Origin of the sequence: Embleya sp. NPDC020886 (genome assembly GCF_044333915.1) — a bacterium.
Lineage (GTDB): Bacteria > Actinomycetota > Actinomycetes > Streptomycetales > Streptomycetaceae > Embleya.
Genome location: NZ_JBIRRX010000011.1, coordinates 277883 through 303359 on the forward strand (window position 1 = coordinate 277883; position 25477 = coordinate 303359).

The 25477-nt window shown below is 73.4% G+C and carries 21 protein-coding genes and 2 pseudogenes; 9 read left to right on the top strand and 14 right to left on the bottom strand.

Annotation, left to right across the window (positions count from 1 at the left end; translation table 11 throughout):
- Positions 1-10: 10 nt before the first annotated feature.
- From ACH4U8_RS32795 to ACH4U8_RS32845, 11 genes and pseudogenes are all read right to left on the bottom strand, one after another.
- The gene (locus ACH4U8_RS32795; protein ID WP_395782068.1) at positions 11-607 is read right to left on the bottom strand and encodes a TetR/AcrR family transcriptional regulator; all 597 of its coding nucleotides are present in this window, start codon (positions 605-607) and stop codon (positions 11-13) included.
- A 166-nt stretch (positions 608-773) separates the two neighbouring features.
- Positions 774-1029: pseudogene (locus ACH4U8_RS32800) on the bottom strand (transposase); the annotation flags it as partial.
- A 3-nt stretch (positions 1030-1032) separates the two neighbouring features.
- Complete coding sequence (locus ACH4U8_RS32805) at positions 1033-1824, bottom strand: FkbM family methyltransferase (protein ID WP_379991393.1); 792 nt, start codon at positions 1822-1824, stop codon at positions 1033-1035.
- The gene (locus ACH4U8_RS32810) at positions 1821-2030 is read right to left on the bottom strand and encodes a Trm112 family protein (protein WP_379991396.1); all 210 of its coding nucleotides are present in this window, start codon (positions 2028-2030) and stop codon (positions 1821-1823) included. The genes ACH4U8_RS32805 and ACH4U8_RS32810 overlap by 4 nt, the downstream gene beginning before the upstream one ends.
- A gap of 36 nt (positions 2031-2066) precedes the next feature.
- Positions 2067-2957, bottom strand: a pseudogene (locus ACH4U8_RS32815) (hypothetical protein); the annotation flags it as partial.
- Positions 2958-2959: 2 nt separating this feature from the next.
- Positions 2960-3679, bottom strand: a complete 720-nt coding sequence (locus tag ACH4U8_RS32820) for a methyltransferase domain-containing protein (RefSeq protein WP_395782070.1) — start codon at positions 3677-3679, stop codon at positions 2960-2962.
- On the bottom strand, positions 3676-5103 hold the full coding sequence (locus ACH4U8_RS32825; protein WP_395782072.1) for a condensation protein: 1428 nt from the start codon (positions 5101-5103) through the stop codon (positions 3676-3678). Before ACH4U8_RS32825 ends, ACH4U8_RS32820 begins: the two co-directional genes overlap by 4 nt.
- Entirely contained in the window at positions 5100-9980 is a 4881-nt protein-coding gene (locus tag ACH4U8_RS32830; RefSeq protein ID WP_395782074.1) for an alpha-(1->3)-arabinofuranosyltransferase family protein, read from the bottom strand. Before ACH4U8_RS32830 ends, ACH4U8_RS32825 begins: the two co-directional genes overlap by 4 nt.
- Before the next feature lie 100 nt (positions 9981-10080).
- On the bottom strand, positions 10081-10806 hold the full coding sequence (locus ACH4U8_RS32835) for a class I SAM-dependent methyltransferase (protein ID WP_395782076.1): 726 nt from the start codon (positions 10804-10806) through the stop codon (positions 10081-10083).
- A gap of 4 nt (positions 10807-10810) precedes the next feature.
- A complete protein-coding gene (locus tag ACH4U8_RS32840; RefSeq protein WP_395782078.1) occupies positions 10811-11998 on the bottom strand; it encodes a glycosyltransferase family 4 protein in 1188 nt (395 codons plus the stop codon).
- Positions 11999-12151: 153 nt separating this feature from the next.
- Positions 12152-13216 (bottom strand): DUF3068 domain-containing protein, encoded by a 1065-nt coding sequence (locus ACH4U8_RS32845; protein ID WP_360308985.1) that lies wholly within the window; start codon positions 13214-13216, stop codon positions 12152-12154.
- Between the two features lie 168 nt (positions 13217-13384).
- On the opposite strand from ACH4U8_RS32845, the gene ACH4U8_RS32850 reads away from it, so the two are divergent.
- Both ACH4U8_RS32850 and ACH4U8_RS32855 read left to right on the top strand, forming a co-directional pair.
- The gene (locus tag ACH4U8_RS32850) at positions 13385-13549 is read left to right on the top strand and encodes a hypothetical protein (RefSeq protein ID WP_360308982.1); all 165 of its coding nucleotides are present in this window, start codon (positions 13385-13387) and stop codon (positions 13547-13549) included.
- Positions 13550-13638: 89 nt separating this feature from the next.
- Positions 13639-14847 carry a helix-turn-helix domain-containing protein gene (locus tag ACH4U8_RS32855; protein ID WP_395782080.1) on the top strand — a complete coding sequence of 403 codons (1209 nt, stop codon included), beginning with the start codon at positions 13639-13641 and terminating at the stop codon, positions 14845-14847.
- Between the two features lie 7 nt (positions 14848-14854).
- Here the strand turns inward: ACH4U8_RS32855 and ACH4U8_RS32860 are convergent, their stop codons facing one another.
- Entirely contained in the window at positions 14855-15175 is a 321-nt protein-coding gene (locus tag ACH4U8_RS32860; protein ID WP_395782082.1) for a hypothetical protein, read from the bottom strand.
- Positions 15176-15365: 190 nt separating this feature from the next.
- On the opposite strand from ACH4U8_RS32860, the gene ACH4U8_RS32865 reads away from it, so the two are divergent.
- From ACH4U8_RS32865 to ACH4U8_RS32895, 7 genes are all read left to right on the top strand, one after another.
- Positions 15366-15578, top strand: a complete 213-nt coding sequence (locus ACH4U8_RS32865; RefSeq protein WP_360308977.1) for a DUF5999 family protein — start codon at positions 15366-15368, stop codon at positions 15576-15578.
- Between the two features lie 139 nt (positions 15579-15717).
- Positions 15718-16830 carry a type III polyketide synthase gene (locus ACH4U8_RS32870; RefSeq protein ID WP_360308974.1) on the top strand — a complete coding sequence of 371 codons (1113 nt, stop codon included), beginning with the start codon at positions 15718-15720 and terminating at the stop codon, positions 16828-16830.
- Positions 16815-17372 carry a cupin domain-containing protein gene (locus ACH4U8_RS32875; RefSeq protein WP_360308971.1) on the top strand — a complete coding sequence of 186 codons (558 nt, stop codon included), beginning with the start codon at positions 16815-16817 and terminating at the stop codon, positions 17370-17372. Before ACH4U8_RS32870 ends, ACH4U8_RS32875 begins: the two co-directional genes overlap by 16 nt.
- Positions 17369-19192 (top strand): acetyl-CoA carboxylase, carboxyltransferase subunit beta, encoded by a 1824-nt coding sequence (gene accD, locus ACH4U8_RS32880; protein ID WP_395782084.1) that lies wholly within the window; start codon positions 17369-17371, stop codon positions 19190-19192. Before ACH4U8_RS32875 ends, accD begins: the two co-directional genes overlap by 4 nt.
- Positions 19189-19737 carry an acetyl-CoA carboxylase biotin carboxyl carrier protein gene (gene accB, locus ACH4U8_RS32885; RefSeq protein WP_395782086.1) on the top strand — a complete coding sequence of 183 codons (549 nt, stop codon included), beginning with the start codon at positions 19189-19191 and terminating at the stop codon, positions 19735-19737. Before accD ends, accB begins: the two co-directional genes overlap by 4 nt.
- A gap of 6 nt (positions 19738-19743) precedes the next feature.
- Positions 19744-21090, top strand: a complete 1347-nt coding sequence (locus ACH4U8_RS32890) for an acetyl/propionyl/methylcrotonyl-CoA carboxylase subunit alpha (protein WP_395782088.1) — start codon at positions 19744-19746, stop codon at positions 21088-21090.
- A 13-nt stretch (positions 21091-21103) separates the two neighbouring features.
- Positions 21104-21748 (top strand): NAD(P)H-dependent oxidoreductase, encoded by a 645-nt coding sequence (locus ACH4U8_RS32895; protein WP_380017736.1) that lies wholly within the window; start codon positions 21104-21106, stop codon positions 21746-21748.
- A 435-nt stretch (positions 21749-22183) separates the two neighbouring features.
- Here ACH4U8_RS32895 and ACH4U8_RS32900 read toward each other — a convergent pair whose 3' ends face one another.
- Entirely contained in the window at positions 22184-24268 is a 2085-nt protein-coding gene (locus ACH4U8_RS32900) for a GAF domain-containing sensor histidine kinase (RefSeq protein WP_395782090.1), read from the bottom strand.
- Positions 24269-24516: 248 nt separating this feature from the next.
- The gene (locus tag ACH4U8_RS32905; protein ID WP_360309250.1) at positions 24517-25158 is read right to left on the bottom strand and encodes a response regulator transcription factor; all 642 of its coding nucleotides are present in this window, start codon (positions 25156-25158) and stop codon (positions 24517-24519) included.
- Positions 25159-25477: the final 319 nt, after the last annotated feature.

A 25477-nucleotide genomic window follows, 5' to 3' on the forward strand; every position in this document is an offset into this window, starting at 1 on the left:
GGGACGGTGCCTAGCCGTGACCGGCGCAGTGGCGCAGGATCGCGGGGCGCAGGCGGGTGTGCTCGAAGTCGTCGTCGGGTGTGGCGAGTTGTTCGAGGACGAGGCCGTTGAGCAGAGTGAGCAGGTCGGCGGCGGCGGCCTCGGGCTCGGCCGCGCCCACCGCCGCCAACCGGGCGGCCAGGGCCTCGCGTTGTACCGCCCCCCACTCCTCCAGGGCGGGGCGCAGCTCGGGTCGGCGGGCGACCTCCAGGAACAGCTCGAACCGGGCGATGCTCGCGTCCCGATCGCCGGCGACGGTGTCCGCCACGTAGCGGGCGAGCCGGGCGGCGAACTCCTGCGGGTCGGCGGTGGCCGACCGCCGCAACACGGCCCGGATCTCGTCGATCTGCCCGGCCGCGAGGCGGCGCAGGGCCTCGTCGAGCAGTTGCTCGCGGGTGCCGAAGTAGTAGCGGGCGGACCCGTGGGTGGTGCCCGCCTCGACCGCCACGGCGCGGTGCGTCACCGCCCGGGCGCCGTCCCGGGCGAGCAGCCGCACGGTGGCGTCGAGAAGGGCCTCGCGCCGCGCCGCGCCGCCGGCCGACCGGGGTGCTCGGACGGGAGTGGACATGGGGACCACCCTAGTTCCTCGACAACTTTTCTCCATTCGGAGAAAAGTGGTGCTACGGTCGTCGTGAGGAGACGTGAGGGGTGGCGTGGCCGTTCCGGAACCGGGCGGTGATCACCGCCCGGCAGTCGGATGCGGTCAGATGCGATCGGGCGATCAGGAGGTACCGGGAGGAGTGGATGTCGTCGCGTCGTTCCCAGCGGATGCGAAGGCGGCGGAAGTCGTGCAGCCACGAGATGGTGCGTTCCACGACCAGCGCACGCGTCCGAGGCCGGATCCGTGGGGTTGTTGTCCCCGTCGGGCGATCATGGGTTCGGTTCCTCGCGCCCACACGAGGCGGCGGTATTTGTCGTGGTCGTCGTAACCCCGATCGCCGCGAGCAAAGGCATGACCCGAGTGACGTCGTTGCGGTTTCCGCCGGACAGGCCCTAGATCCCCGGCGAGACCGGAACCCCGCGCCCCGGCTGTCGTTTCGTGGGCAGGAACAGGACGGAGTTGACGTAGCGGCGGCTGAAGGGTGCCAAGGTGCGGCGCAGTAGGCCGCGTTCGGCCACGTGGGAGGTGCGTGCCTGGTGGCCGGCCAGGTCGAAGTCGGTCAGCGGCAGCCAGTGTCGACCGGGCAACACCCAGCCCCGGTAGTCCAGTCGGCCGAGGAAGTCGAGCACCGGCGCGGGCGACTGGATGCGGGCCTCCAACTCGATGAACAGCGCCGGACGATCCCGGCGCAGGGTGTCCTCGGCGCCCTGGAGCACCGCCGGTTCGCTGCCGTCCACGTCGATCTTGACGAACGTGACGTCGGTCAACCCGAGATCGTCCAGACGCACGCAGGGTACGTCCAGCGCCCGATCGTGGATCTGCCTGCGCACGAGCGAGGACACGCCCCGATCGCCCCGATCGCCCGGCGGCAACCACAGCGCGGTGGTGCCGGTGCCGCGATCGCCCGCCGCGGCGGCCACCACCCGTACGTTGGCCGGTGTGCGGGCGTCGAGCAACGCGGCCAGGTGCGGTACCGGCTCCACCGTCACCACCGAGTCCGCGCGTCCGGCCAGTCGCCGGGACCACGGCCCGTACCAGCCGCCCACGTCGACGGCGGTGCCGCCGCGCGGGACGAAGTCGGCGATCCGCCGCAACTCCGGTTCGAAACGCGGGTACAGCACGTCGACGGCGGCGGTGACCAGTCTCGGGGAAACCCGGGGGGCGAGCCGGGCGGCCAGCGTCACGGGGCGATCCGGTGGGCGAGTCGGGCGTGTTCGTCGTCCGAGACCCGGACGCCGGAGGAGGGGAGGAGTTGTGGGATGCCGTCGAGGATCGGGTATCGGCGGTGCAGTCTCGGGTTGTACAAGGCGTCCTCCGGGAGAAGCAGGGTGAGTGGTCCCTTGTCCAGTGGGCAGGCCAGGATCCGGAGCAGCGGATCATCGGGTTCCATGTGGTGACTCCTTGGGCAGGGAAGCGACTTCCCCCGTGGTGCCGGTGACCCGAGGTCCTCGTCGTGTCGGGGCAGCAGGAGCAGGACGAGCACGGCCAGCGCTCCGCCGAGCAGGCGCAGGGTCAGGCGCAGTCGGTCGTGCGGCAGTGCCTCGCCGAAGGCGAAGCTGCCCGGTACGGCGGTGAACAGGGCCGAAACCGTGGTGCATACCGGCACGATCAGCGACGCGCGGCAGCGCTGCAACGCGGTCTGCGACAACACCAGGCCGGCCGCGCCGATCCCGACGAGCAGGTACGGGTAGGGGGAACGGAGCAGGTCGACGGCGGTCGCGCCGGGGCCGGCCCCGCCGAGCCGGCCCGAGATGCCCTTGATCGCCAGCGAACTCACCCCGTACAGCAGGCCCATCGCGACGCCGTATGCCACGCCGGTGGTGGGCGGGCGGCCGGGGTCGCGAGCGCGCCGCTCCGCGCCGAGGTAGAGCCACAGGCCGGCTGCGAGCGCGGGCAGGCAGAGCACCAGGAACCGGCCGAGCGGGGCCCGTTCGCCGACCGGGTCCGCGTCGCGCAACGAGGCGACGATCATCGCCAGTGCGGCGAGCACGGCCAGGACCCCGGCGCGTTCCCGACCGGAGGCCCGTTCGCCCAGGAGCGCCGAGGACAGCAGGAGCAGCAGTACCAGCCCGCCGACGAACAGGCCCTGGGCCGCGGCGATGGGCAGCGTGCGGTAGACGGCGAGTTGGGCGACGAAGCCGGCGGCCAGCGCGAACGAGCCGGCGAGCCATCGCGGGCTGCCCACGAGCAGGCGCACCAGCCGGAGCGGCCGGCCCGTCGACAGCGCCGGAAGGTCGGCCAACGCCCGTTTCTCCAGCACGAATCCGGTGCTGTAGAGCACATTGGCGAGCAGCGCCGCGGCGACTCCCCACCACACGGCTAGGCCCGCCGCGCGTGCACGAGCAGGATCGAGGCCAGCGAAGGGGCCAGGCACGCGGCCCGGTCCAGCGGCCCGAGTACCCTCGGCACGCCGTGGAACGGCGCCCCGGTCGTCCGGACCACCTCGAAGCCCGATGCGGTGAGGAAGTCGCGCAGGGCGCGGGCGGTGTACAGCCGCAGGTGGCCGACCACCTGGGCGCCCGGTCGGCCGTGGATGGCGCGCAGGCTGACCTCGGAGAAGATCGGTTGCACGCCCGCGAGCAGCAACGCGCGGTTGTACCAGGCGGCCAGGTTCGGCGTGGAGAGCATCAGGTGGCCACGGGGCTTGAGTATCCGGCGCAGTTCGTCCAGGGCCGAGTCCGGGTCCACGAGGTGTTCGAGCACCTCGCCGAACAGCACCGCGTCCACGCTCGCATCGGCCAACGGCAGCCCTCCGTCCGTGAGTTCGCCGCGAACCAGGTGCCGCATCCGGCTGCTCGCCCGGCGCAGCGCGTCCTGGGACCAGTCGATCCCGATCAGGGTGTGGCCGGGCAACAGCGGGCCCGTGATCGAGGCCGCCGAGCCGTCGCCGCAGCCGACGTCGACCACCAGGGCCGGGTCCGGGCCGAGGGCGCGAGCCAGCATCGCGGCCTGGCGCCGGCTGCGCTCGACGCCGGAGGCGACCGGCACCGTCGGATCCTCGTAGAACTCGCGCAGCCCGGTCGGTCGGGTGTCGGTCATCCCGGACCCCCTTCGCGGGCAACCGCCGGGTTCACGACCGGGGTTGCGAGCGGGTCCACCGCGGGAGCCACGACCGGTCCGGCGGCGAGTGCGGCGGCCGAGACGGTGTCGAGGTAGTCCGCGAAGAAGCCGTAGAGCCGCCGACCCGCCGCGTCGTCGAGCAGTGCGCGGGACCAGCGCAGTCCCACGTGCAGCCGGCCGGCGATGCCGGTCGTGGTGATGGTCAGGCCCCGGGGCATCCGGGTGGGTGCGGAGACCCAGACCGCGTCCGCCCGGCCCGCGTCGCCGAAGTCCAGCGGGTAGGGGATCCGGCCCAGGTTGCTGAGCAGCGTGGTGGAGGTCCACGGCCCGAACGCGCGGCCCAGGCCCCGAGTGATCGAGGCGCGCAGGTCGACCGGGAGGACCGGTGCGGTGAGCAGGGCCGCGCCGTGGCCGAGCGGGGGGCGTGGCGCGGCCCGGAGTTGCCTGGTCCGGCGGGCCGTGCGGCGGAGCAGGGCGACGATCGCCTCTGGGCTCGGTTCGTTCGCGTACTCGCGGGAGCCGAAGGCCACTTCGACCAGTCGGGTGCCGTTGCCGATCGGCATCTCGGCGCCGCGCGGGCGGTCGTCGACGGGCATGGTGATCCGGATCGGCCGGGTCGGCGCGGCGTGCAGCCGGTTCCAGCGGGCGATGGTCAGGCAGGTGGCCACCAGCAGGCGGTCGTTGACGGTGTGGTCGGCGCCGGGTGGACGCGGGTGGATCGGGAGTTCGCCGAGGACGACGCCGTTGCCCCGACGTCGCCGCGCGAGTGCGGCGGGGGCCGGTGCGACCCGGGCGGAGCGGGCCGGCGGTCGGCCGGGATCCAGGGCCGGCGATTGCGGACCGGCGGCGGCGTCGGGTGGGCCGGTGCGCTCCGGGACGGGCGTGGAGTCGGTACCGCTGTACGACTCGGCGGCGGTGGCCAGGACGCGCAGGAACGAGGGGCCGTCGAGGGCGGTGTGATGGATCGTGCACAGCAGTACACAACCGCCGGACGTCGCGGAGGAGCGGATCACGTCCAGGCGCACCGGCGGGGACAGGGACAGCGGCGGTGTCTCGGCCAGGGCCCTCGTCCGGGCCCGGGCCAACGCGTCCGGTCCGGGCGGTGGGAAGCCGACCGGTTCGACGTCGGGGGCGGCGGTGAGTTCCCATTCGTAGCGCCGCCCGTACCACGGGCGCGGGGCCTCGCGGACCAGAACGCGCGCGTGTCGGCGCAGCGCGGTACGGAACGCGGCACGCAATCGGGCCGGATCCGGCTGCCCGGGCAGCCGGATCTCCATGTGCACCGCGATCGGCTCGCCGGGCCGCTGACCGTGCCGGGACATCTCGTCGACGAGCGGGAACGGGATCCGGGCGAGAGCCGGCCCGACCGGAAGCCCGGGCCGACTCGGGCGCGCTGCGGTCACGGCTGCCCGGCCCCCTTCCCGCCGGTCGGCGGCGCCGGCGACTGCGTCGCGCCGGTCGCGTGGTGGTCGGTTGACGGTGCGGGCGCCTGCGCTGTGTCGGTCGCGTGGTGGTCGGTCGGAGGTACAGGCGCCTGCGTCGCGCCGGTTGCGTTCCCGTCGGGTGGCGGTGCGGTGTCGGTCGCGTGGTGGTCGGTCGGAGGTACAGGCGCCTGCGTCGCGCCGGTCGCGTTCCCGTCGGGTGGCGCTGTGGTGTCGGTCGCGAGGTGGTGGGTCGGAGGTACGGGCGACTGCGCTGTGTCGGTCGCGTTCCCGTCGGGTGGCGGTGCCGGCGACTGCGCCGCGCCCGTCGCGTTTCCGCCCGATGGGGGCGTCGGCGCCTGCGCGGCGCCGGCTTCCCCGCCGCCGGGTGGCAGCGTGGGTAGCTGCGCCGTGTCGGCGTCCCGGTCCGGGTGGCTCGGCAACTGCGCCGTGTCGGCCTCCCGGTCCGACCGATCCCGGCCGGACCCCGTGCCATCGCCGACCGGGACTCCGTCGGGCGCCGCCGACTCGGCCATCGACCCGGCCCCGGCCGCCTCCGGCCCGTCGGGCGACGGCGGCGCAGGAGGCCCAGGCGGCCCAGGCGGCCCAGGCAGCGCAGCCGCCCCGGTCGTCCCCACCGCCCCCGCCGGCGCAGCCCCCGTCCCCGCGTCCCGCGTACGTCCGTGCCGGCCCCCGCCCGCCGCGGTCCACAGGCCCCCCGGCTCGCCCCCGCCCGTCGTCACCAGCGCAGCGCACAACGCGATCAACGCAAGCACCTGGGCGGCGGGCCCGAAAGCGCCCTGGCCGCCGACGACCGGCTCGTCCGCGCCGACCGCCGCCGCGATCCCGGCGCCGGCCATGGCCGCGAGTGCGATCGGTACCAGCAGCCGGTGGCGCAGGTGGGCGACCACCGCGAGCGCGGGCACCAGCAGCGCGACCGGTCCCGCCACGACGGCGATCACGACGGTGAGCGCGAGCACGCCCAGGATCCGGCCCGGCGCCGGCGGATCGGCGAGCGGCTCGTCGAGGCCCGTCGGATCCTGCTTCCGCCGCCGCACGAAGGCCAGGGCGAGCAGGGCGGCCAGGGCCACCGCGGCGCCGATCAGCCCGCCCCGGTAGATGTCGCCCGGTTCGTAGTCGAGCTCGACGGTGCCGGCCGCCCCGGCGGGCACCAGCCAGCCCTGTTGCCAGCCGTCGATGCGTACCGGACGCAGTTCCTTGCCGTTCAGGGTGGCCTTCCACCCCGAGTTGTGGTTCTCGTACATCTGCAGGTAGGTGGCCTCGCCCGCGCCCATCCGCACCGAGCGGTGGTCGCCGCTCCAGTCGGCGGCGTCGGCCGAGCGCGCCGACCGGCGGTCCGGGACCGGGAGTCGGCCTCGGGTCGCGGTCACGTCGGTGATCTGGAGCGGGCCCTGATTGCCCGCCTCGACCGTGTGCAGCCCCGGGCCCAGCGGCAGCGCGCCGCCGGCGGCCTCGGCGGCGCACAACCGCACCGACACGGGCCGCCGTTCGAGCAGATCGCGCACCGAGCCGGCGACGCTGGTGGTGTGCAGTACGCCGTCCACCGCCAACGCCGGCCCCTGCCCGCACGGCAGCGTGAAACCGAGCTTGGGATCCGGCGGGGGCGTGCGCAGGCCGGCCAGTGCCGGGACGTGGATCTCGCTGAGCCCGACCGGCAGTTGCAGCCGCTTGTCGGCGAGCGGATTGTGCACGGTCAGCGGTGCGGTCCGGGTGATCGTGATGGTGATCCGGTCGGTGTCGATCGGGCCGAAGCGGGCCAGTCCGTTCTCGTCGACGGTGGTGGTCACCGAGCCGTTGGGCGCAGTGATCCGTACCTCCTCCGGTCGGCTGGACAGCCCGCCCGCCGCGCCGAAGACGATTCGGTCGATGGTCTTGCGGTCGGGCCAACTCAGCTCGACCACCGGCCGATCCCCGGCGATCCAGGCCGTGGTCAGGTCGCCGTCCACGAGGTTGCGCGGACTGAGCGAACGACCCGTACGGCCGGTCGACTCGGCGGTCACGGTGATCCGCCGCGCCTGTTCGGGCGCGGCGGCCACCAGCAGCCGGTCCAGTTCCGGTCCCGGCACCGCCACGGCGCGGATGTCGAAGGCGAAGTCGCCGGCCTGCGGCGTGGCGAACCGGCGGTGCAGCCCGTCCTCCGCCGCCACCGGCGAGAGCCCGCCGAGGTCGATGTCGCGGTGCAGCGAGTAGACCGAGGTCTGCGCGTCGTCCCGGTCCGCGTCGGTGGGCAGCCGCAGCAGCCGGGAGACCTGCACGCCGGGGATGGCCACCTCGGCGAAGCCCGCGCCGGAAAGACCCGATCGGGCCGTCTGCGCGTCCAGGATGGTGACCTTGAGCCACTTGGCCGCACCCGGCGGCGCCGGCACCGGTTGGGCGGTGCCCTCGGGCCGCAGCGTGCCCTCCCTGGCCCCACGATCGGTCTCGATCCGCACCCGGGTCGGCACGGCGCGCAGGCCGTCGCCGGCCAACGGGGTCAGCAGCAGCGACGCGGGGATGTCGGTCGGGGCGGTGAAACCGACCTTGAGCCACTGACCGGCCGGCTTGCCGGGGCTGCCCTCGGCCCACGCGGTCGCCGGGTCGCCGTCGAAGGCGTTCACCGGGTCGAACTGCGGCAGATGGAAGAGCCAGTTGCCGCTGCTGGACGCGCTCACCGACGTCGCCCCGCGCAGCTCGGCGGTGCTCTGATGTTCGGCACCGTCGATCGGCAGGATCTGCTTCGGTGGTGTGCCGGGGTTCTGCGTGCTGTCCGAGGGGTTTCGTTCGGTCGCGGTGTACGGATAGGACGTGTTGGAGTTGATCAGCCCGAAGCGGGTGTCCGCGCGGCGCAGCCCGTCGGCCACGAGTCGGGTGCCGGGCCGGTCGATACCCGGGTGGGCGTCGCCGGTGAGCACCGTGGGCCGATCGCGCAGCGTGGGGTCGACGGACAGTTGCAGCAGCGCCTCCGGGCCGCCGCTGAGCAGCGCCGTGTCGGCGACCGCGCGGCTGCCGACGCGGCCGGGGCGCGGGGTGTCCGGGCTCGGCTCGTAGATCTCGACGGCCTGCCGGCGGGTGAACAGGCCCTGCACCTGGATCGGGGTCTCCTCGGGGATCCGGCCGCCGGTGATCAGCGGCCCGAATCCGGTCACCCGGTGGTAGCCGGAGGACTCCAGGGTGCGGATGACGGTGGCCGGCTGCACGTAGCCGATCTGGTCCGGGTCGAGGTCGTTGCGCACCACCACCGTGTACAGCCCGGCCCGGGAGAGGAAGTCACGCAGCCCGGGCACCGCGCCGCCGGTGAGCAGCGCCTGCTCCACCGCGTCCGTCGCGCGCCGCACCCCGGGTGTGCCGAACGGGACGAAGTCCCTCTGCGCCCACGGCGATTCGGCGAGCGGGTCGAGCGGTTGGTCGATCGGGGAGCCCCACGTGTACAGCCCGTGGGCGGTCGCGGGGACCACCAGGGCCCGGGTGTCCGAGGAGTGTCGGTCCAGCCACTGGGCGGTCTGTCGCCAGTGGTCGGGCAGCTTTTCGAAGCTCCCCGGTTGCAGGATCGTGCCGTTGAGGTAGGGCCAGGCCAGGCCGGGCAGGATCAGCAGCGCGGCAAGCGCGGGCGCGAACCGGCGGGCCGGCCGGGGCAGCACCCGCTCGCGCTCGCCCGCGGTGCCCACCAGGTGGGTGAGCCCGAGCACCAGGGCCAGCGCCAGTCCCGGCTCGAACTTGTAGATGTTGCGGAACGGACGCAGCCACCCGTCCAGCCAGTCCCGGGCCGTGCCGTGGAACGGCGCGCCGAACGAACCGCCGTACCCGGCCAGCGCGATCAGCGCCACGACCAGCACGGTCAGCGTCAGCCAGCGGCGCTCCGGCAGGTCCCGTCGGGCCAGCCCGGCCAGGCCCAGCGCGGCGGCGAACGCCGAGCCCAGGATGGTGACCACCGCGGTCGCCACGGTCCAGCCGGCCGGCAACCACGGCTCACCGAAGTGCAGATAGGCGACCCAGTCGCCCGCGCCGCGCAGCAGTTCGGTCGCGGACATCGTGCTCGTGGTGGTCTCGGCCTGCTCGATGTACGGCAGGAAGTTCTCGCCGTAGATGCCGAGCAGCAGCAGCGGGACCACCCACCACGCGGTGGCCAACAGCACCCCGGGCACCCACCAGCCGATCAACGCCCACTTGCGCGGCCCGGCCGGACGGGTGAGCAGGTACAGCCCGACCGGCAACAGCGCGGCCAGCGTCGAGGCCGCGTTGACCCCGCCCATGAACGGGATCAGCAACGCCGAACGAGCGGCGGCGGTACGCGGGTTCAGCCGGGTCGAGGCCAACGGCAGGAGCACCCACGGCAACAGCGCCCCGGGCAACACCGCGGCCGAGGTGGACCCGATCACGATGGTGAAGGTCGGCCACAGCGCGTACGCCACCGCGCCGAGCAGCCGGCTGCTCGCGCTGCCCACCCGCAGCCGCTCGGCCAGCCGCAGTGCGCCCCAGAAGGCGGCGCTGACGATCAGCGAGAGCCACAGCCGTTCGGCGAGCCAGATCGGCAGATGGAGCAGATCGGCCAGTGCGTAGTAGGGCAGGATCGGGAAGGCGTAGCCGATGTACTGGTCGGCGATGCCGCCGAAGCCGGCCCGGTCGTGCCACAGGTTGCCCAGATCGCCGATGAACCGCCACGGGTCGGTGACCACGCCGAGCTTGGTCTCGAAGGTCGTCCGGCCCGGCGCCCGGACCAGGAACGCGACGAAGACGACCGCCCAGAACGCCGGCAACCAGGCCCGCCGGCGCGGCCGTTCGGCCGGTGGCTCGGCCGACGGCACCTCGGCGGGCGGCCGGCCGGGCCGGGCCGGAGGGAGGGACAGGGTCGTATCGGTCACGAGTGCCTCCTGCGAAGCGCGCGCGGTGCCCGGGCGGCCGGGGTGCCGGCGGCGGGGGCGACGCACGCGTCGGGCGGCGCCGCCGTCCCGGGGGCCGCGGTCACGGGCAGCGCCGAAGAATGAGGAGCAGGTTCCAGGTGAGGACCTCGCGCAACCCGGGAACGCGGATGATCGCGCCGGGCGCGAAGGGCCAGTAGCGGGAGCGGGCCGAGACCAGCACGACGTCCGGACGGTCCCGGACGTGGCGCAGCGTGGGCCCGACGTGCACGGTGAACAGGTTCTCGCCCAGGGTGTGCTTGGCGGCCCGACCGGTGCGTCGCGCGTACCGGGCCCGGGCGCGTTCGGCACCCAGGTAGTGCCAGGGCGCCCACTCGTGACCGCCCCACGGGGAGTACCAGTTGGTGAAGGCGACGTAGATCAACCCGCCCGGGCGGGTGACCCGGACCAGTTCGCTCAAGAAGGTCTGCGGATCCGCGACGTGCTCCAGCACATTGGAGGAGAAACACACGTCGGCGACGCCGTCGGCCAGCGGCAGCAGGTAGCCGTCGGCGAGCACCGCACCAAGGAGCGGTGCGCCGTGCCCGGCCAGTTCCCGCGCATCCGGTTCGAACAGGTAGCCGTGGGCGCCGCGTCGGCGGAACTCCCGGGTGAAGTGCCCACTGCCACCGCCCACATCCACCACCACTCGACCACGCAGCCGGACATGCCGCTCGACCTGGTCGGCGGCATCGCGGGCGAGCAGCCCGTAGCACCGATCCGGGTCGTGCCGCTCCTGCCGGAAGGCGCGAAGGAGCGCGATCGACCTGCGCAGCGACGGGTCCTTCATCCGGTCACCACCCGGCGCCGCGTCCGGTGACCGGGGCGGCCGCGGCCTCGGCGGCCACCGCTCGGAACTGCCGCACCGTGTCGGTCCAGCGAAACCGTGCGGCGCGCAGCCCGGCGGCGGCGCCCATCGCCGCGCAGCGCTCGGGACCGAGCGCCAACGTGCACCAGGCGGCGGCGAACGAACTCTCGCCCCGGGCCAGGACCCCGGTGACCCCGTCGTCGATCGAGTCGCGCAGTCCGGGGATGTCGAACCCGATGGCCGGCGTGTGCCGGGCCGCGGCCTCGGTCACCACCAGACCCCAGCCCTCGACCAACGAGGGATGCAGCAACAGCCAGGCCGAGCACAACAGTCGATGCTTCTCGGCCTCGGAGATCCGACCGGTGAACAGCACGCCGGGCCCGGTCAGCGCTTGCAGTCGCTCGCGTTCGGGACCGTCGCCGACGATCACCAGCCGGCCCCCGGTCACCGGCCGGACCCGCTCCCACAGGCGCAGGAGCAGGTCGATGCGCTTGTATTCGACCAACCGGCCCACCGCCACGAACAGCGGCTCCGGCGACTTGGCGGCCCTGGGCCCGGGTTCCTCCACGCCGTTGTGCACGACCCGGATCCGGTCCGGCGGCACCCCGATCGCGCGCAGCGCGGCGGCGGTCGACTCGGACACCGCGACGATCAGGTTGCCCCGATGCGCGCCGGCCAGTCCCCAGTGCTCCAGTCGCCGGCCCAGCCGTGCGGCGGGGCCCGGGAACCGCATTTCCCACAGGTCGGTATGCACGTGGTTGACCAGGCACACGGTCGGCCCGCGATGCCACAGCGGGCTCAGGTAGGGCATGCCGTTGCAGACCTCGACGAGCAGGTCGCAGCCGCCGACGCGGCGGTCGAGGGCCCGGTGGGCGTGCAGGTAGTGGTCGGTGTCGCCGCCGACCGAGAGCACCCGGTAGTCGCGGTCGGCGGACGGTCCGCCGCACAGCAGGGCCACCTGGTGGCCGTGCGCGGTGAGTCCGTGCGCCAGCCGATCGACCAGCAGTTCGGAGCCGCCCGCAGCCGGGTTGGCCAGGTCGCGGCGGGCCAGGAAGACGATTCGGCGCGGGTGCGGGGACGGTCGGGCACGGGGGTGCGCGGCGTGGGTCGGTACGGCTTCGGGGGGTGTCGCACGGAGCACCGGACGCAGCGCGGAAGGCACGTGCTGGGGCATGTCGGCTCCAACTCGTATCGAGCCTGGATCGGACGCGGATGGGTGCGTGGGAAGTGCGGGATGTGCGGGGTGAGTTCGTAGCTTTTCGCCACCGTGTGCGCGGCGGCTACTCACGCAGGTGACAACTTTGCCGCCGGGAAGTGCGACGAACCGTCAGTTCGGTGCCGGCCGACCGGAGTCGCCGCCACGCGCCGCGCTCGGGCGCAGCCGCGGCAACCGGCGCCGGCGGACCCGCGCCTTGCGATCGGCGGCCGGCTCGGCAACGGGGGTGCCGGGCCGCGGTCCGCGGATCACCGACAGCAGCCCGAGCGCGGTGAGTACGGTTCCCACACCCCCCGCGGCCAGCGGCGCGGTCTCCCCGACCAGCACCAGCCGGGCGTCGTCCCGCTTGGCCAAATCGACCTGCCGGCGCCGGGTTTCGGGGGTGAAGCGGATGTCGGAGCTGTCGAGCAACACCACCGAGGCCGTACTCGCGCCGGGTGCCCGCAGGGTCTTGCGCGGGGCGATCCGCGCGTCGATGACCCGACCGGTGCGCGGGTCGGCGACCAGTTCGATGCCGGCGTTCGCGTACCACTCCTCGGCGAGCACCTGCGGTTGTGCGACGCCGACCAGGGTGCCCGGGACCTGTCGACCGCCGACCCGGGTGTCCCGGACGGTGCCGGTGAAGCGATAGCCGCGATGCCCGCGCACCTCGACCGTGCCGCGATAGTCCAGCGGGACCTCGGCCCCCAAGGTCTCGTCCCACCAGCGGTATCGCCGCTTCTCCAGGTCGAACGGGAACTTCAGGAACGCCTCGCCCCGGATCGCCGGCGTCTCCCCGCAGCAGTGCACGGGGGCATTGGTACGCCGGTCGGTCACCCAGCGGGCCACCGTCCACTGGTAGGACCGCCGCGGGTCGTGCTCGGCCAGCGTGGCCGGGGTGTCGATCGTGGTCGACACGTCCCACACCGCCCGGCCGCTGCGCTCCGCCATCGCGACATCGCCCACCACCCGGCGGGTCACGGTCAGCGTCTCGCCGTGTACCGGCCGCAACGCGGTGGTGTCGAAATAGCTCCCGGTACCGGCGAACACCACCGTGTCGTCGATGTCGAGCGGCGTGCGCTTGGCCTGCGGCTCGACGTACCAGGCCAGCATCGCGGCCAGCACGAGCAGGAAGACTCCGGCTCCGAGCAGGGCCAGGGACAGGATCGGGGAACGAAACGAAATGGCGCGGCGCATCCGGCACTCCTGACGGCAAGGGGCCTGGGGGACGTGCACGTCTGTCTCAGGCCGGGAACCGTAGGCGCACCCTTGACGGAGTGTCAATACGCCTCGCACACTGTGTTCATTCAGAGCCGGTGCATGGGAATGGGCGGGGTGCCCTCCGATCGAGAGGCTCGTCGAAGCATGCACAGACTGCTCGCCGCCGGGTTGACCGTGATCCTCGCCGCCGCCCTCGCCGTCGGTGCCGCGTTCGGCATCGTCGCCGCGTTGCACAAGACCCCCGAACAACCCAACGTGCCACTCGTGTCCTTCCGCACCGATCCCACCGCGCCGAACCCGCAGCCCTGATGCCGGCCCCGCATGCCGGGAAACGTGTCCGGCCCCGGACCCACGCCGCCGGTGCGGGCATCGACCACCCGCCGCGAGGGCGAGGCACGGTGCGCACCGCGTGGCGGGACGTGCCCCGGCCGCAACTGCGCCGGTTCGCCGATCTGGCCATGGCCGAGATCGCCGACCTGGCACAGGGCATCCTGCGCGACATCCGGATCGAATTCCCCGCCCTGCCGCTGGTCCCGGACGAGTCGGGCGAACCGATGGCCCTGGTCGCCATCCGGCGCGCCCTGGCCGACTTCGTCGAGCACCTGCTCGCCACCGACGACCGGCAGCACGAACGCCTGGAACTGTTCGAACTGTTCGGCCGCGCCGAGGTGCTGCAAGGGCGCAGCCTGGACTCGTTGCAGGCGGTCTACCGGCTCGGCGTGCGACTCGCGTGGCGGCGGCTGGCCGAGATCGGCCAGCAGGTGGAGATCCCGCCGCCGGCGATGTACGAACTGGCCGAGGCGGGCTTCGAATACCTCGACGGCCTGGTCGCCCAGTCGGTGCACGGCTATGCCGAGGCCGCGGCCCGTCAGGTGGGCGAACGCCTGTGGGCGCAGAAGCGGTTGATCAAGTTGTTGCTCACCGAGTACGGCACCGAACCCGCGAGCGCGCTCGCCGAGCACGCCGCCCGGATCGGCTGGCCGCTGCCCGAACAGGTCGCCGTGGGAGTGCTGTTGCGGCCCGCGCCGGACGCGGTCGCGCCGGCGGTGGGCCGGGACGTGCTGTTGGACATGGAGTGCGAACGACCCCGGATGATCCTGCCCGATCCGGACGCGGCCGGCCGGCCCGAGTTGTTGCGCCGGGCGATGGCGGGTTGGTCCGGCGCGATCGGCCCGTCCGTGCCGCTGGCCGACGCGGCCAAGTCGCTGCACTGGGCCTGTACGGCGCTGCGCCTGATGGAGCGCGGGCAACTGCCGGACGGGCGGGTGATCCGCTGCACCGAGCACACCGAGGCACTGGTGTTGCTGCCGCCCGAGGAACTGATCGAGGACCTGGCCCGGCGCTGCCTGGCACCGCTGGACAACTGCCCGCCCGCGCACTCGCGCCGGTTGGCCGAGACGCTGCTGGCCTGGCTGGAGACGCGTGGCGGCGCACCGGAGATCGCCGCGCGGCTGGGAGTGCACGCGCAGACCGTGCGCTACCGGCTGCGCCGGATCCGGGAGTTGCTGGGCGACGAGATGGACGAACCGGATCGCCGCTTCGAGTTGGAACTGGTGCTTCGGGCCCGGCGGTTGCGCGACGACAAGGCGGCGGCGCAGCGGGACTGAGGGCGCGCTACGGCTGCGCGGGCGATGTCGAGCCGGTCGGTGTCGACGTCGTCGGCGCCGTGCCGGTCGGGGCCTTCGTGGTCGGGGTCGGTGGGATCCACGGCGTCGGTGGCCCGGTCGGCGACCACTCCCACCCGTCCGGCGAGGTCCGGTCCGGGGACGCCGGTGGCGCGAACGGGCCGATGCGCCTGTTCATCAGGACCAGCATGACCACGACGAAGACCACGGTGACCACGGTCAGGGCCAGACCGATGGGATTGCGGACGTTGAACACGTAGGGGCTCGGTCCCCACCTGTTCCGTTTGAACACGGGTTCGTGGTCGCGCACGCCCGGCAGTCTATGCGGCGGCCTCCCCGGCCCGTTCGGGTCGGGACATCGGCCGGGGATTCGGGGCCGTGGGCTCATCCGCCCGGGACCACGGGAGGCGCAGGGTTGTCACGTGAACGAAGAACGGAAGCACCCCGTGGCAGCTCGCCGACCCACTGCCACCCACGGCATTCCCGGAAGGATCAGGACCATGTGCCGACACTCTCCCCCCTGTCCCGCCGCGTCGGCCACCGACCACCTCGCGGCGCACGTCGTACAGAGCCATCCCGAACAGGGCTGGAGCCTGCTGTGCAACGGCGTGGTGATCTTCGAGGACACCGGCGCGCTGCTGCCAGACGGCGCGATCGAGCCCCCGCATCGCGCGGGCCGGGCCCGGTCGATCCCGATGCAGGCGGCCCGGTAGCCGAGCGCCCGCCGCGCGGCACCGCAACCAGCCGTCACCCGCGGAGAACCGCATCCGGTTCTCCGCGGTTTCGCATCCACACGTTTCCCATTCACACGTTTCGCATCCACACCTTCGTATCCACACAAGGAGACCGCTCGTGAGCATCCTCTGCCGGCCCGCCGTGGCCGTCCCCGAGAACGTGATCACCATGGACGAGTCGCTGGAGATCGCCCGCCGACTCCACGCGGACAATCCCCGTCTGCCGCTCGCGCTACGACTGATCGAGAACACCGGCGTGCGCAAACGACATCTCGTCCAGCCGATCGAGCGCACCCTGCGCCATCCCGGCTTCGAGGCCCGCAACCTCCTCTACCACGAGCAGGCCAAACTGCGGGTGCCCCCGGTGATCCGCCGGGCACTGGCCAACGCGGAACTGCGCGTACGCGACGTCGACCTGCTGATCTACGTCTCGTGCACCGGATTCGGCATGCCGTCGATGACCGCGTGGCTGATCAACGAGCTGGGCATGCGCCCCGATACCCGCCAACTGCCGATCGCCCAGCTCGGCTGCGCGGCCGGCGGCGCGGCGATCAACCGGGCCCACGACTTCTGTACCGCCCACCCCGGGCTCAACGCGCTGATCGTGTCCTGCGAGTTCTGCTCGCTGTGCTACCAGCCCGACGACGCCGACATCGGGTCGTTGCTCTCCGACGGCCTGTTCGGCGACGCGGTCGCGGCGGCGGTGGTGCGCGGCGCGGGCGGCACCGGCGTCCGGCTCGAACGCAACGGCTCCCATCTGATCCCACACACCCAGGACTGGATCTCCTACGCGGTCAAGGACACCGGATTCCACTTCCGCCTGGACAAGCGGGTGCCCACCACGATGGAGCCGCTGGCACCGGTCATCGAACAACTCGTCGCCCGCCACGCGTGGGACGCCTCGGCACTGGACTTCTACGTCGTGCACGCCGGCGGCCCGCGGATCCTGGACGACCTGAGCACATTCCTCGGCGTCGCCCCCGAGGCGTTCCGGCACAGCCGGGCCACCCTCACGGAATACGGGAACATCGCGAGCGCGGTGGTCTTCGACGCCCTGGACCGGTTGTTCGCGACGGGCGGACCGGCCGCCGGCGGACGCGGCATCGTGGCCGGCTTCGGCCCCGGGATCACCGCCGAGATGGCGGTCGGCACCTGGGTCGATTCCGGACCACCGGGCCGCGGCGATCGCCGGCCCGCGACCGAGGAGGTGTCGTCGTGGTCGACGGCCTGATCATTCCGCCCGGGGCGGGCCGGCGGCTGGTGACCGCCGCACAGGAGGTCACCTACAAGGTCACCGGAGCGCACGCCCGGCACACCTCGACCTTCGAGGTGGTGGTGCCGCCCGGCTTCGACGTCGGCGCACACGTGCACGCACGGGGCGAGGAGTTCTTCTACGTACTCGACGGCGAACTCGACGTACTCGCCTTCGAACCCCTGCACCGCACCGCCGACGATTGGCGGAACTGGCGCTCGGAGACCGGCCGGGGGCCGGTCCGCGCCGGCGCCGGGAGCTGCATGTTCGTGCCGCCCGGGTGCCCGCACGCGTTCGGCAACCCCACCACGAGACCGGCCAGGATGCTCTTCCAGTCCACACCCGCGCCCGACCACGAGCGCTACTTCGAGGAACTGATCGAGATCTTCGGGGCCGGGGAGCGGGTCGACTCGGAGCGCGTGGCCCGACTGCGGCGCAACTACGACATCCACCAGATCACGCCGCTGCGGCACGCGGCCCCGAGCGTCGCGCCGCGCGGGGAGCAGGAGAGACCGCGATGAACGCCACGCGCGGGCCGGCCGTCGACAGGTCGCCGTCGGACTGGCTGAGGTGCCCGAGCTGCCACACCCTGGTGTACCGCAGACGCTTCGAGCGCGCCCATCGGGTGTGCCCCGGCTGCGGCGCGCACACCCCCTTGGACGCGGCCAGGCGGCTGGACGCGCTGCTCGACCCGGGCAGCGCCCGGCCGCTGACCCCGACCGCGACCGTGCACGACCCGCTGCGCTTCGAGGATCTCCAGCCGTACCCGGACCGATTGGCCGCCGCCCGCGCGGCGACCGGGCACGAGGACGCGGTCCGGGTGGCCCTCGGCACCTTGGCCGGGCATCCGGTGGTGCTGGCCGTGATGGACTTCGCCTTCATGGGCGGCAGCCTGGGCGTCGCGGCCGGGGAGGCGATCGGCACGGCCGCCGACGCCGCGCTGGCCGGACGGGTGCCGCTGATCGTGGTCACCTCGTCCGGCGGCGCCCGGATGCAGGAGGGCGCGCTGGCCCTGATGCAGATGGCCAAGACCTCGGCGGCGATGGCCGAACTGGACGAGGCCGGACTGCTCACCGTCACCGTCGTCGCCGACCCCACCTACGGCGGCGTGGCCGCCTCGTTCGCCACGCTGGCCGACGTGGTGGTGTGCGAACCGGGCGCGCGGATGGGCTTCGCCGGACCGCGCGTGATCGAGCAGACCATCGGCGAACGGCTGCCGGAGGGTTTCCAGCGGGCCGAGTTCCTGCTTCGGCACGGCCTGGTGGACGCCGTCCGCCCGCGCGGCGAGCTGCGCCGGACGCTCGCGGTTCTCCTGGCCGCGGCGCGCCGGCCCGCCGAGCCGGATCGCCCGGAGGCGACCGGGCCGACCCGGGCCGCCGGCGTGGGCGACGGGGCTGCGGCTCGGCCCGAGGCCGGGTCGGTCGAGTCGGTCGAGTCGGTTGGGCCGATCGGGCGGCCCGCGCACGAGGTGGTGGCCGCCGCGCGGGATCCGCGACGCCCGACGACGCGTGACCATCTCGCGTACTGGATGGACGCGTTCGTCGAGTTGCGCGGTGACCGGGCGGGCGGCGACTGCCCGGCGATCGTGGGTGGTCTGGGCCTGGTGGAGGGCCGCGCGATGCTCGTGCTCGGGCACCAGAAGGGCCACACCACCGCCGATCTGGTCCGGGCCAACTTCGCGATGGCCTCGCCGGCCGGCTACCGCAAGGTGGTCCGGCTGGCCCGGCTGGCCGAGAAGATCGGCGTGCCGCTGGTGACCCTGATCGACACCCCGGGCGCACATCCGGGAATCGAGGCCGAGCAGCAGGGACAGGCCGGAGCGATTGCCGGATGCCTGCGCGTGCTCGCCGGGCTGCGGGTGCCCGTGGTGGCCGTGGTCACCGGCGAGGGCGGCAGTGGCGGCGCCCTCGCGCTCGGCGTCGCCGACCGGGTGCTGATCAGCGCGAACGCGCTGTACTCGGTGATCAGCCCGGAGGGCTGCGCGGCGATCCTGTGGAAGACCCGGGAGCAGAGCCCGGCGGCGGCCCGCGCGCTCGGTCTGGACGCCGGTTCGCTGCTCGAACTCGGGGTGGTGGACCGGGTGATCGCCGAACCCGAGGGCGGCGCGCAGGCCGATCCGCCCGCCGCGAGCCTCGCGCTGCGGGACGCGGTGTTGGAGACGGTGGCCGAACTCGCGAGCCTCGATCCGGCCGAGCGCGTCGCGTCGCGGCGACGGCGCTTCCGCGCCTTCGGGCTGCCTGCGGCGTCGGACGCGGCCGGCGCGGGGATCGGGACCGGCCGCGTCCGGGAGGACGGCGACGACTACCGGGACAGCGACGACTACGAGGAGGATTCGGCATGACCGCCGTCGACGACGAAGGCCGGGCGGCCACCCTGGCCGTCCTGCGCAACGCATTGGGCCGGGTGCTGCACGATGCCCCGCGACCGCCCACGAAGATCGTGGTGCGCTCCGGCGGGGAGAGCATCGAGGTCGCCTGGTCCGCCTCCCCGGGGCCGCCGCCGATCGCGGCCGCGGCCTCGGCCGGCCCGCAGGTCGAGCCCGCGCCCGCGCCGCAGCCGGCCGCGCCCTCGGGTCACCTGGTCCGCGCACCGCTGGTCGGCACGCTCTACCACGCGCCGGAACCGGGAGCGGCACCGTTCGTCGAGGTCGGCGACCGGGTCCGGGCCGGCCAACAGGTGGCCATCATCGAGGCGATGAAGCTGATGAACCCGATCGAGGCCGACCGGGACGGCCGGGTGACGGCGGTGCTGGTCGACAACGGGCAGGGCGTGGAGTACGACCAGCCGCTGTTCGAACTCGAACCCGTCGCCGGTTCCGGGCACGACCCCGGCTCCGGCTCCGGTGCCCCCTCCGACTCCGACTCCGACTCCGACTCGGCGAGGTGAACCTCCGTGTTCGACACCGTACTGATCGCCAACCGGGGCGAGATCGCACTGCGCGTGGTGCGTACCTGCCGGGACATGGGCATCGCCACCGTGGTGGTGCACTCCGGCCCCGATCGCGACTCGGCCGCCGTACGCGCCGCCGACCACCACGTCAACATCGGCCCCGCGGACCCGCATCGCAGTTACCTCTACCCGCCGGCGGTGATCGAGGCGGCCCGCAAGACCGGCGCCCAGGCGATCCACCCCGGCTACGGCTTCCTGTCCGAGGACCCGGACTTCGCCACCATCTGCGCCGAGAACGGGATCGTCTTCGTCGGCCCCGCGCCCGAGGTGATGGCCCGGCTCGGGGACAAATCGACGGCCCGGCGGATCATGGCGGACGCCGGGCTGCCGGTGTTGCCCGGATCGCGGGACCCGGTCGATACCGCCGACGAGGCCGCCGAGGTGGCCCGCGGCATCGGCTTTCCGTTGATCGTCAAGGCGGTCGCGGGCGGCGGCGGTCGGGGGATGGCGGTGGTGCCCGACGCCGGCGCGCTGTTGCCCACCTTCCGGGCGACCCGCGCCACGGCCCAGGCGGCCTTCGGCGACAACCGGGTCTACCTGGAGCGTTACCTGGCCGGCGCCCGGCACATCGAGATCCAGATCCTGGCGGACGGACACGGGAATGTGGTCCATCTCGGCGAGCGGGACTGCTCGGTGCAGCGCCGACACCAAAAGCTCGTCGAGGAGTCCCCCGCACCATGCCTGCCCGCCGACCTGGCCGATCGGCTGGCCGCCCACGCGGTCGCCGGGGCCCGGGCGGTGGGCTATCGGGGCGCCGGCACCTTCGAGTTCCTGGTCCGCGGCGAGGAAGCGGCGTTCATCGAGGTCAACTCGCGAATCCAGGTCGAGCACCCGGTGACCGAGACGGTGACCGGGATCGACATCGTCCGCGAGCAACTGCTCGTCGCCGCCGGCCGACCACTGGACTTCGACCAGGACCGGGTGCGGCGCCGCGGCGCGTCGGTGGAGGTCCGGATCAACGCCGAGGACCCGGCCCGCGACTTCGCGCCGTGTCCCGGCACGCTCACCACCTTCGACGCGCCCGCCGGCCCGTTCGTCCGGGTGGACACGCACGCGTTCCCGGGATCCCAGGCCCGTCCGGAGTACGACTCGCTCCTGGCCAAGATCGTCACCTGGGGGCCGGATCGCGACCAGGCGCTGGCCCGGATGCGCCGCGCGTTGCGCGAACTGCGGGTCGAGGGCCCGGGTGTGCGCACCACCGCGCCGCTGCTCGCCGAGATCCTCGACGACCCGGACTTCCGCGCCGGGCGGCACGACACGACCCTGTTGGACCGCCGTACCGGTTCCTGACGAAAGGCCACTCATGTCCGCGCCCGGGACCGCTCCCGCGTCCCCTTCCCCCGCCCGCGTGTTGGCGATCTCCGGCTCGCTGCGCGCACAGTCCGCCAACACCCGACTGCTGGCCGCGCTGCCCGCGCTCGCGCCACCCGGCATGTGCTTCGACGTGTATCCGACGCTGGGTGAACTGCCGCTGTACAACGAGGACTTGGACGTACATCCGGAGCTGCCGGCGGTGCGCCGGTGGCGTACCGCGATCCATCGGGCGGACGGGTTGGTGATCGCCACCCCGGAGTACAACCACTCGATTCCCGGCGTGCTCAAGAACGCCGTCGACTGGGCCTCGCGCCCGCGCGGCGACGCGTCGTTGTCCGGGAAGGCCGTCGCCGTGATGGTGGTGACGGCCAGCCGACTGCACGGGTTTCGCGGGTTGACCGACACCGTGCGGATCCTGGCCGGTCTGGGCAATCTGGTCGTGCCGCACCCCGAGGTGGTGGTGGGTGGCGCCCCCGACGCGCTGACCGGCGAACCGGACGGATCGGTACGACCGGCGGACCCCCGGGTCGCCGCGCTGATCCGGGTGCAGTTGCAGGCCCTCTCCGACGTCATCGGCACCGGCGCGGCCACCGCCGCCCTGGTCGCACCGACCGGCCGGCAGCGTACGGGATGAATTCACGCCCACGCCGGCCGGCGTGCACCCGCGCCCGCCCCGGGCGTCCCGGGCACCGGGCACACGGCGCCGCCCCCGCCGTCGAGGACGGCGGGGGCGGCAGTTTGTTGTGTTCCTTCGGGTCGGCTCAGTCGTCCGGCGGATCGTGCGTGTCCGGCTCGGCTGTTCGGCCCGAGCCATCGGCCTTATGCGGCGGATGACCGCTGCTCGCATCCGTTGCCTTCGCCGAATCGGACTCGTCCACGCTGGTGCACGGCGGATTCGGAAAGTGGCAGCCGAGCGGCTGGTCGGGCTTGTGCGACCCAGGCGGTGGTTCGCCGCCCTTCGGAAGTGGGCTCTTCGACATTTTGGATCTCCGTGTTGTGTGGGGGACAAGGTGATCAAGTCGATCACCGCTCCTCCACCTTCGCTCGCTGCGGGTCCCTCCGCATGTGGTCACGGTCCCGGGTCGGTCCCGGGTTGGTCCCGGGTATCGGTCCCGGCTCGTGGGATGACCGCGCGCACGACGGTGCCGTGTTCGTTGCCGCCCGCGGTGAAACTGCCGCCCAGTTCCTCGGCGCGTTCGGCCATCGAGGCCAGGCCGACACCCTCGGTCGCCGCGCCGCGTTCGCGCTCCGGGCTCCCGACGCCGTCGTCGACCACCTCCAGGACGACGCGGGTCTCGGTGACCACGACGTCGAGCGTGGCGTGGTGGGCCTGGGCGTGCCGGACGACGTTGGTCAGCGCCTCGCCGCAGATCCGGTAGATCGCCACCTCCACGGCCGCGGGCAGCGGCGGGGGCGGATCGGGATCGAAGGTGACCCGGATGTGCGGGTGGTTCCCATCGCCGCCGCCCAGCCGCGTCGCACATTCGCGCAGCGCCTCGGCCAGCCCGAGTCGGGCGAGTGCCGCGGGGGCGAGGCCGTCGGTGATCCGGCGCAGCTCGGTGATCGCCTCGCCGATGCTGCGCGAAGCGATGGCCAGGGTGCCCTCGGCCGGGGTGCCCGGCGGTACGCAGGCCCGCGCGGTGTCGACCTGGAGCCGGGTACCGGACAGCGCGGGGCCGAGGCCGTCGTGCAGGTCGTGCCGGAGTCGGCGGCGGGCCTCCTCGCGGGCCAGCACGATGCGTTCGCGGGTCTCCTGGAGTTCTTCGTACAGGCGCAACGAGGCGATGGCGGGCGCCGCCTGGTCGGCGAGGAAGCGCAGCACCTCCAGGTCCTGGCGATCCAACGCGTCCTGTCCGGGGCGGGGCGGTGCGGAGAGCCGGCCGATCACGACACCCTCGTAGGTGAGCGGGAAGTCGACCTCGGCGGTGCCGGCGGTGCCGATCCGGGCGAGTTCGCGTTCGCCGTGCCGGGTGTCGACCACGACACCGGCGCCGGGCAGGCCGAGCGTGTACACGACCGTTCGACAGAGCAGGGCGGGTGCCGAGCCGGGGGCCGGTGCTCGGCTCAATTGTTCGGAGAGGTCGCGAACCACCTGGTAGGGCCGGGCCCGTTCGCCGTAGTAGAAGCGGTCGACGACGCGCATCGCCCATTGCACGGTCGGCCGCAGCAGGGCGCCGATCAGCAGCGCCCCGGCCGCTATCACCAGCGCGCCGGCGGTGCGCGCGCCGGGGAGCACGCCGGACAGCGCGACGGCGATCCCGAAGTAGCCGCCCATCAGCACCGCGGCCAGCGTGAAGGTGGCCAGAACCTTGCGCGTGGATCGGTCGAGGTGCCACTGCCGGTCCCGGGCGAAGGCGTACGCGAAGCACAGTTGCCAGACCAGCACGCCCGCGTAGAGAAGGAATTCATAGAGCAGGTCCGAGAGTTCGAGGTGGTAGCCGAGGAAGCTCACGGCCAGCCACAGCAGATAGGGCAGCAGCGGCACGAGCCGCATCGGGTGCGGCTTGGGCGAGCGCACCCAGCACACGGTCATCACGGCGAGGCTGGTCAGGATGACCAGCGGCGGAATCAGGTCCATCCGCGGGGTCAGCCACTCGTCCAGCCACCGCTGCGTGCCGGCCCAGGCGCCGTGTTGCAGGAAGCTGGGCAGTCCGTACCAGCCGGACCCGGAGTAGTCGTCGTACGCGTGCACGGCGCTCCACAGCGCGAGCAGCACGGCATAGATCCGGACGAATCGGGACTTCGGCAGGGTGCCGTTCGGGAGCCACAGCGGCAGCGCGTACATCCCGAACAGGAGCATCGTGTCGGCGATCAGCCACACGGTGATCGCCACGGTGGCCCCGGCGAATCCGGCGTCGGCGAACACCGCGGTGAACAGGACCGCGCTCGCCAGCGGATAGCACAGGCCGGTCCACAACAACAGCCAGCCCAGGCCGGCGGCGGATCGACGCGAGAGCACGAAGAGCCCGGACAGCGAGAAGGCGATGCCCTGGAGGGTGGCCACGCCGATCAGGGCGGGGCGCGGGGGCATCCTCGGGTCGTCGAGGTGGGTGAGCAGCAGGATCAGCGTGACCAGGCCGCCGACCAGGGAGGCGCCGCATACCGCGTAGGCGCGGTCGAGGCCGGAGCGTTGCCTTCGGTTGCCCATGGGCATCTGGCGCCTCCTCACGGACGTCGTCGAACGACGGCGCGGACGAGTCGAGCCGGGTGGGGCCGAACGACGCCGGGTGCTTCCGATGTGCAGGACCCGGAGGGGTACGGACAACTCAGGATGGTCGTCGCGGTGTCCCGTGCACACGAGGCAGCGGTCCCATCGAGGTCCCGACCGGGGCCCGGTCGATGCCCCGGGACGGGCTCGGGTCGGGCCCGTCGGCGCGGTGGCGCGCGGGGCGGCGGTCCGGATCAGTCGGCGCCCAGGCCGAAGTCGCGGGCGTGCGCCACCGCCTCCGCGCGGGTGGTGACGTGCAACTTCTCGAAGATGTGCGTGATGTGGTTGCGCACGGTCTTCTCGGCGAGGAACAGCCGGCGGGCGATGTTGCGGTTGTCCAGGCCCCGGGCGAGCAGGTCCAGCACCTCGCACTCGCGTTCGGTCAGCTCGGGGAACACCCGCTCGGACGCGCGGGGGCTGCCGCCGGCCAGCAACGCGGCGAGCCGGGGCACGGTCTGCGCACCGAAGACCGCGCCACCGGCCGCGACGGTACGCACCGCGTGCAGCACCTCGTCCCGGCCCGCGCCCTTGACCAGATAGCCACCGGCGCCGGCGCGTATCGCCGCGAGCAGGCTGCCGTCGTCGTCGGACATGGTCAACACCAGGACCGGCACGGTCGGCGTGTCGGCCGCGATCTTCCGGGTGGCCTCGATCCCGGACCCGTCCGGCAACGACAGATCCATCACCACCAGATCGGGCGCCTGCTCGGCAACCACTCCCGGCACCGCGGCGGCCGTCTCCACCTCGGCGACCACCACGATGTCCGCGGCACTCTCCAAAGCGGCCCGCAACCCCGCCCGAAACAACGGATGGTCGTCGACGATCACGACCCGCACAACCTCGAACCCACTCTCCCCAACCACGCGGTACATACTACGCGTGCGCACCCCGTCACTTTGCGCACACGCCCCGATCCACCCCCACGCCCCGCCACACCCCGCCGCAACGCGCGGCGCGCGGCACCACCACCGGCGCGAGACTGCGGTGCGGGGGCCGCCGAAGGCGAGGGACGACACACCAGACCCGAGGCACCCACAACCCACTCGTCCCGCTCCGCGCCTCCGCGCCTCCGCGCCTCCGCGCCTCCGCGCCTCCGCGCCTCCGCGCCTCCGCGCCTCCGCGCCTCCGCGCCTCCGCGCCTCCGCGCCTCCGCGC

Coding starts and splice junctions, on each gene's coding strand:
- ACH4U8_RS32900 (WP_395782090.1), bottom strand. CDS start 24,268: ATGCCCATGGGCAACCGAAGGCAACGCTCCGGCCTCGACCGCGCCTAC.
- ACH4U8_RS32840 (WP_395782078.1), bottom strand. CDS start 11,998: ATGCCCCAGCACGTGCCTTCCGCGCTGCGTCCGGTGCTCCGTGCGACA.
- ACH4U8_RS32795 (WP_395782068.1), bottom strand. CDS start 607: ATGTCCACTCCCGTCCGAGCACCCCGGTCGGCCGGCGGCGCGGCGCGG.
- ACH4U8_RS32865 (WP_360308977.1), top strand. CDS start 15,366: ATGTGCCGACACTCTCCCCCCTGTCCCGCCGCGTCGGCCACCGACCAC.
- ACH4U8_RS32895 (WP_380017736.1), top strand. CDS start 21,104: ATGTCCGCGCCCGGGACCGCTCCCGCGTCCCCTTCCCCCGCCCGCGTG.
- ACH4U8_RS32820 (WP_395782070.1), bottom strand. CDS start 3,679: ATGACCGACACCCGACCGACCGGGCTGCGCGAGTTCTACGAGGATCCG.
- ACH4U8_RS32835 (WP_395782076.1), bottom strand. CDS start 10,806: ATGAAGGACCCGTCGCTGCGCAGGTCGATCGCGCTCCTTCGCGCCTTC.
- accB (WP_395782086.1), top strand. CDS start 19,189: ATGACCGCCGTCGACGACGAAGGCCGGGCGGCCACCCTGGCCGTCCTG.
- ACH4U8_RS32850 (WP_360308982.1), top strand. CDS start 13,385: ATGCACAGACTGCTCGCCGCCGGGTTGACCGTGATCCTCGCCGCCGCC.
- ACH4U8_RS32810 (WP_379991396.1), bottom strand. CDS start 2,030: ATGGAACCCGATGATCCGCTGCTCCGGATCCTGGCCTGCCCACTGGAC.
- ACH4U8_RS32845 (WP_360308985.1), bottom strand. CDS start 13,216: ATGCGCCGCGCCATTTCGTTTCGTTCCCCGATCCTGTCCCTGGCCCTG.
- accD (WP_395782084.1), top strand. CDS start 17,369: ATGAACGCCACGCGCGGGCCGGCCGTCGACAGGTCGCCGTCGGACTGG.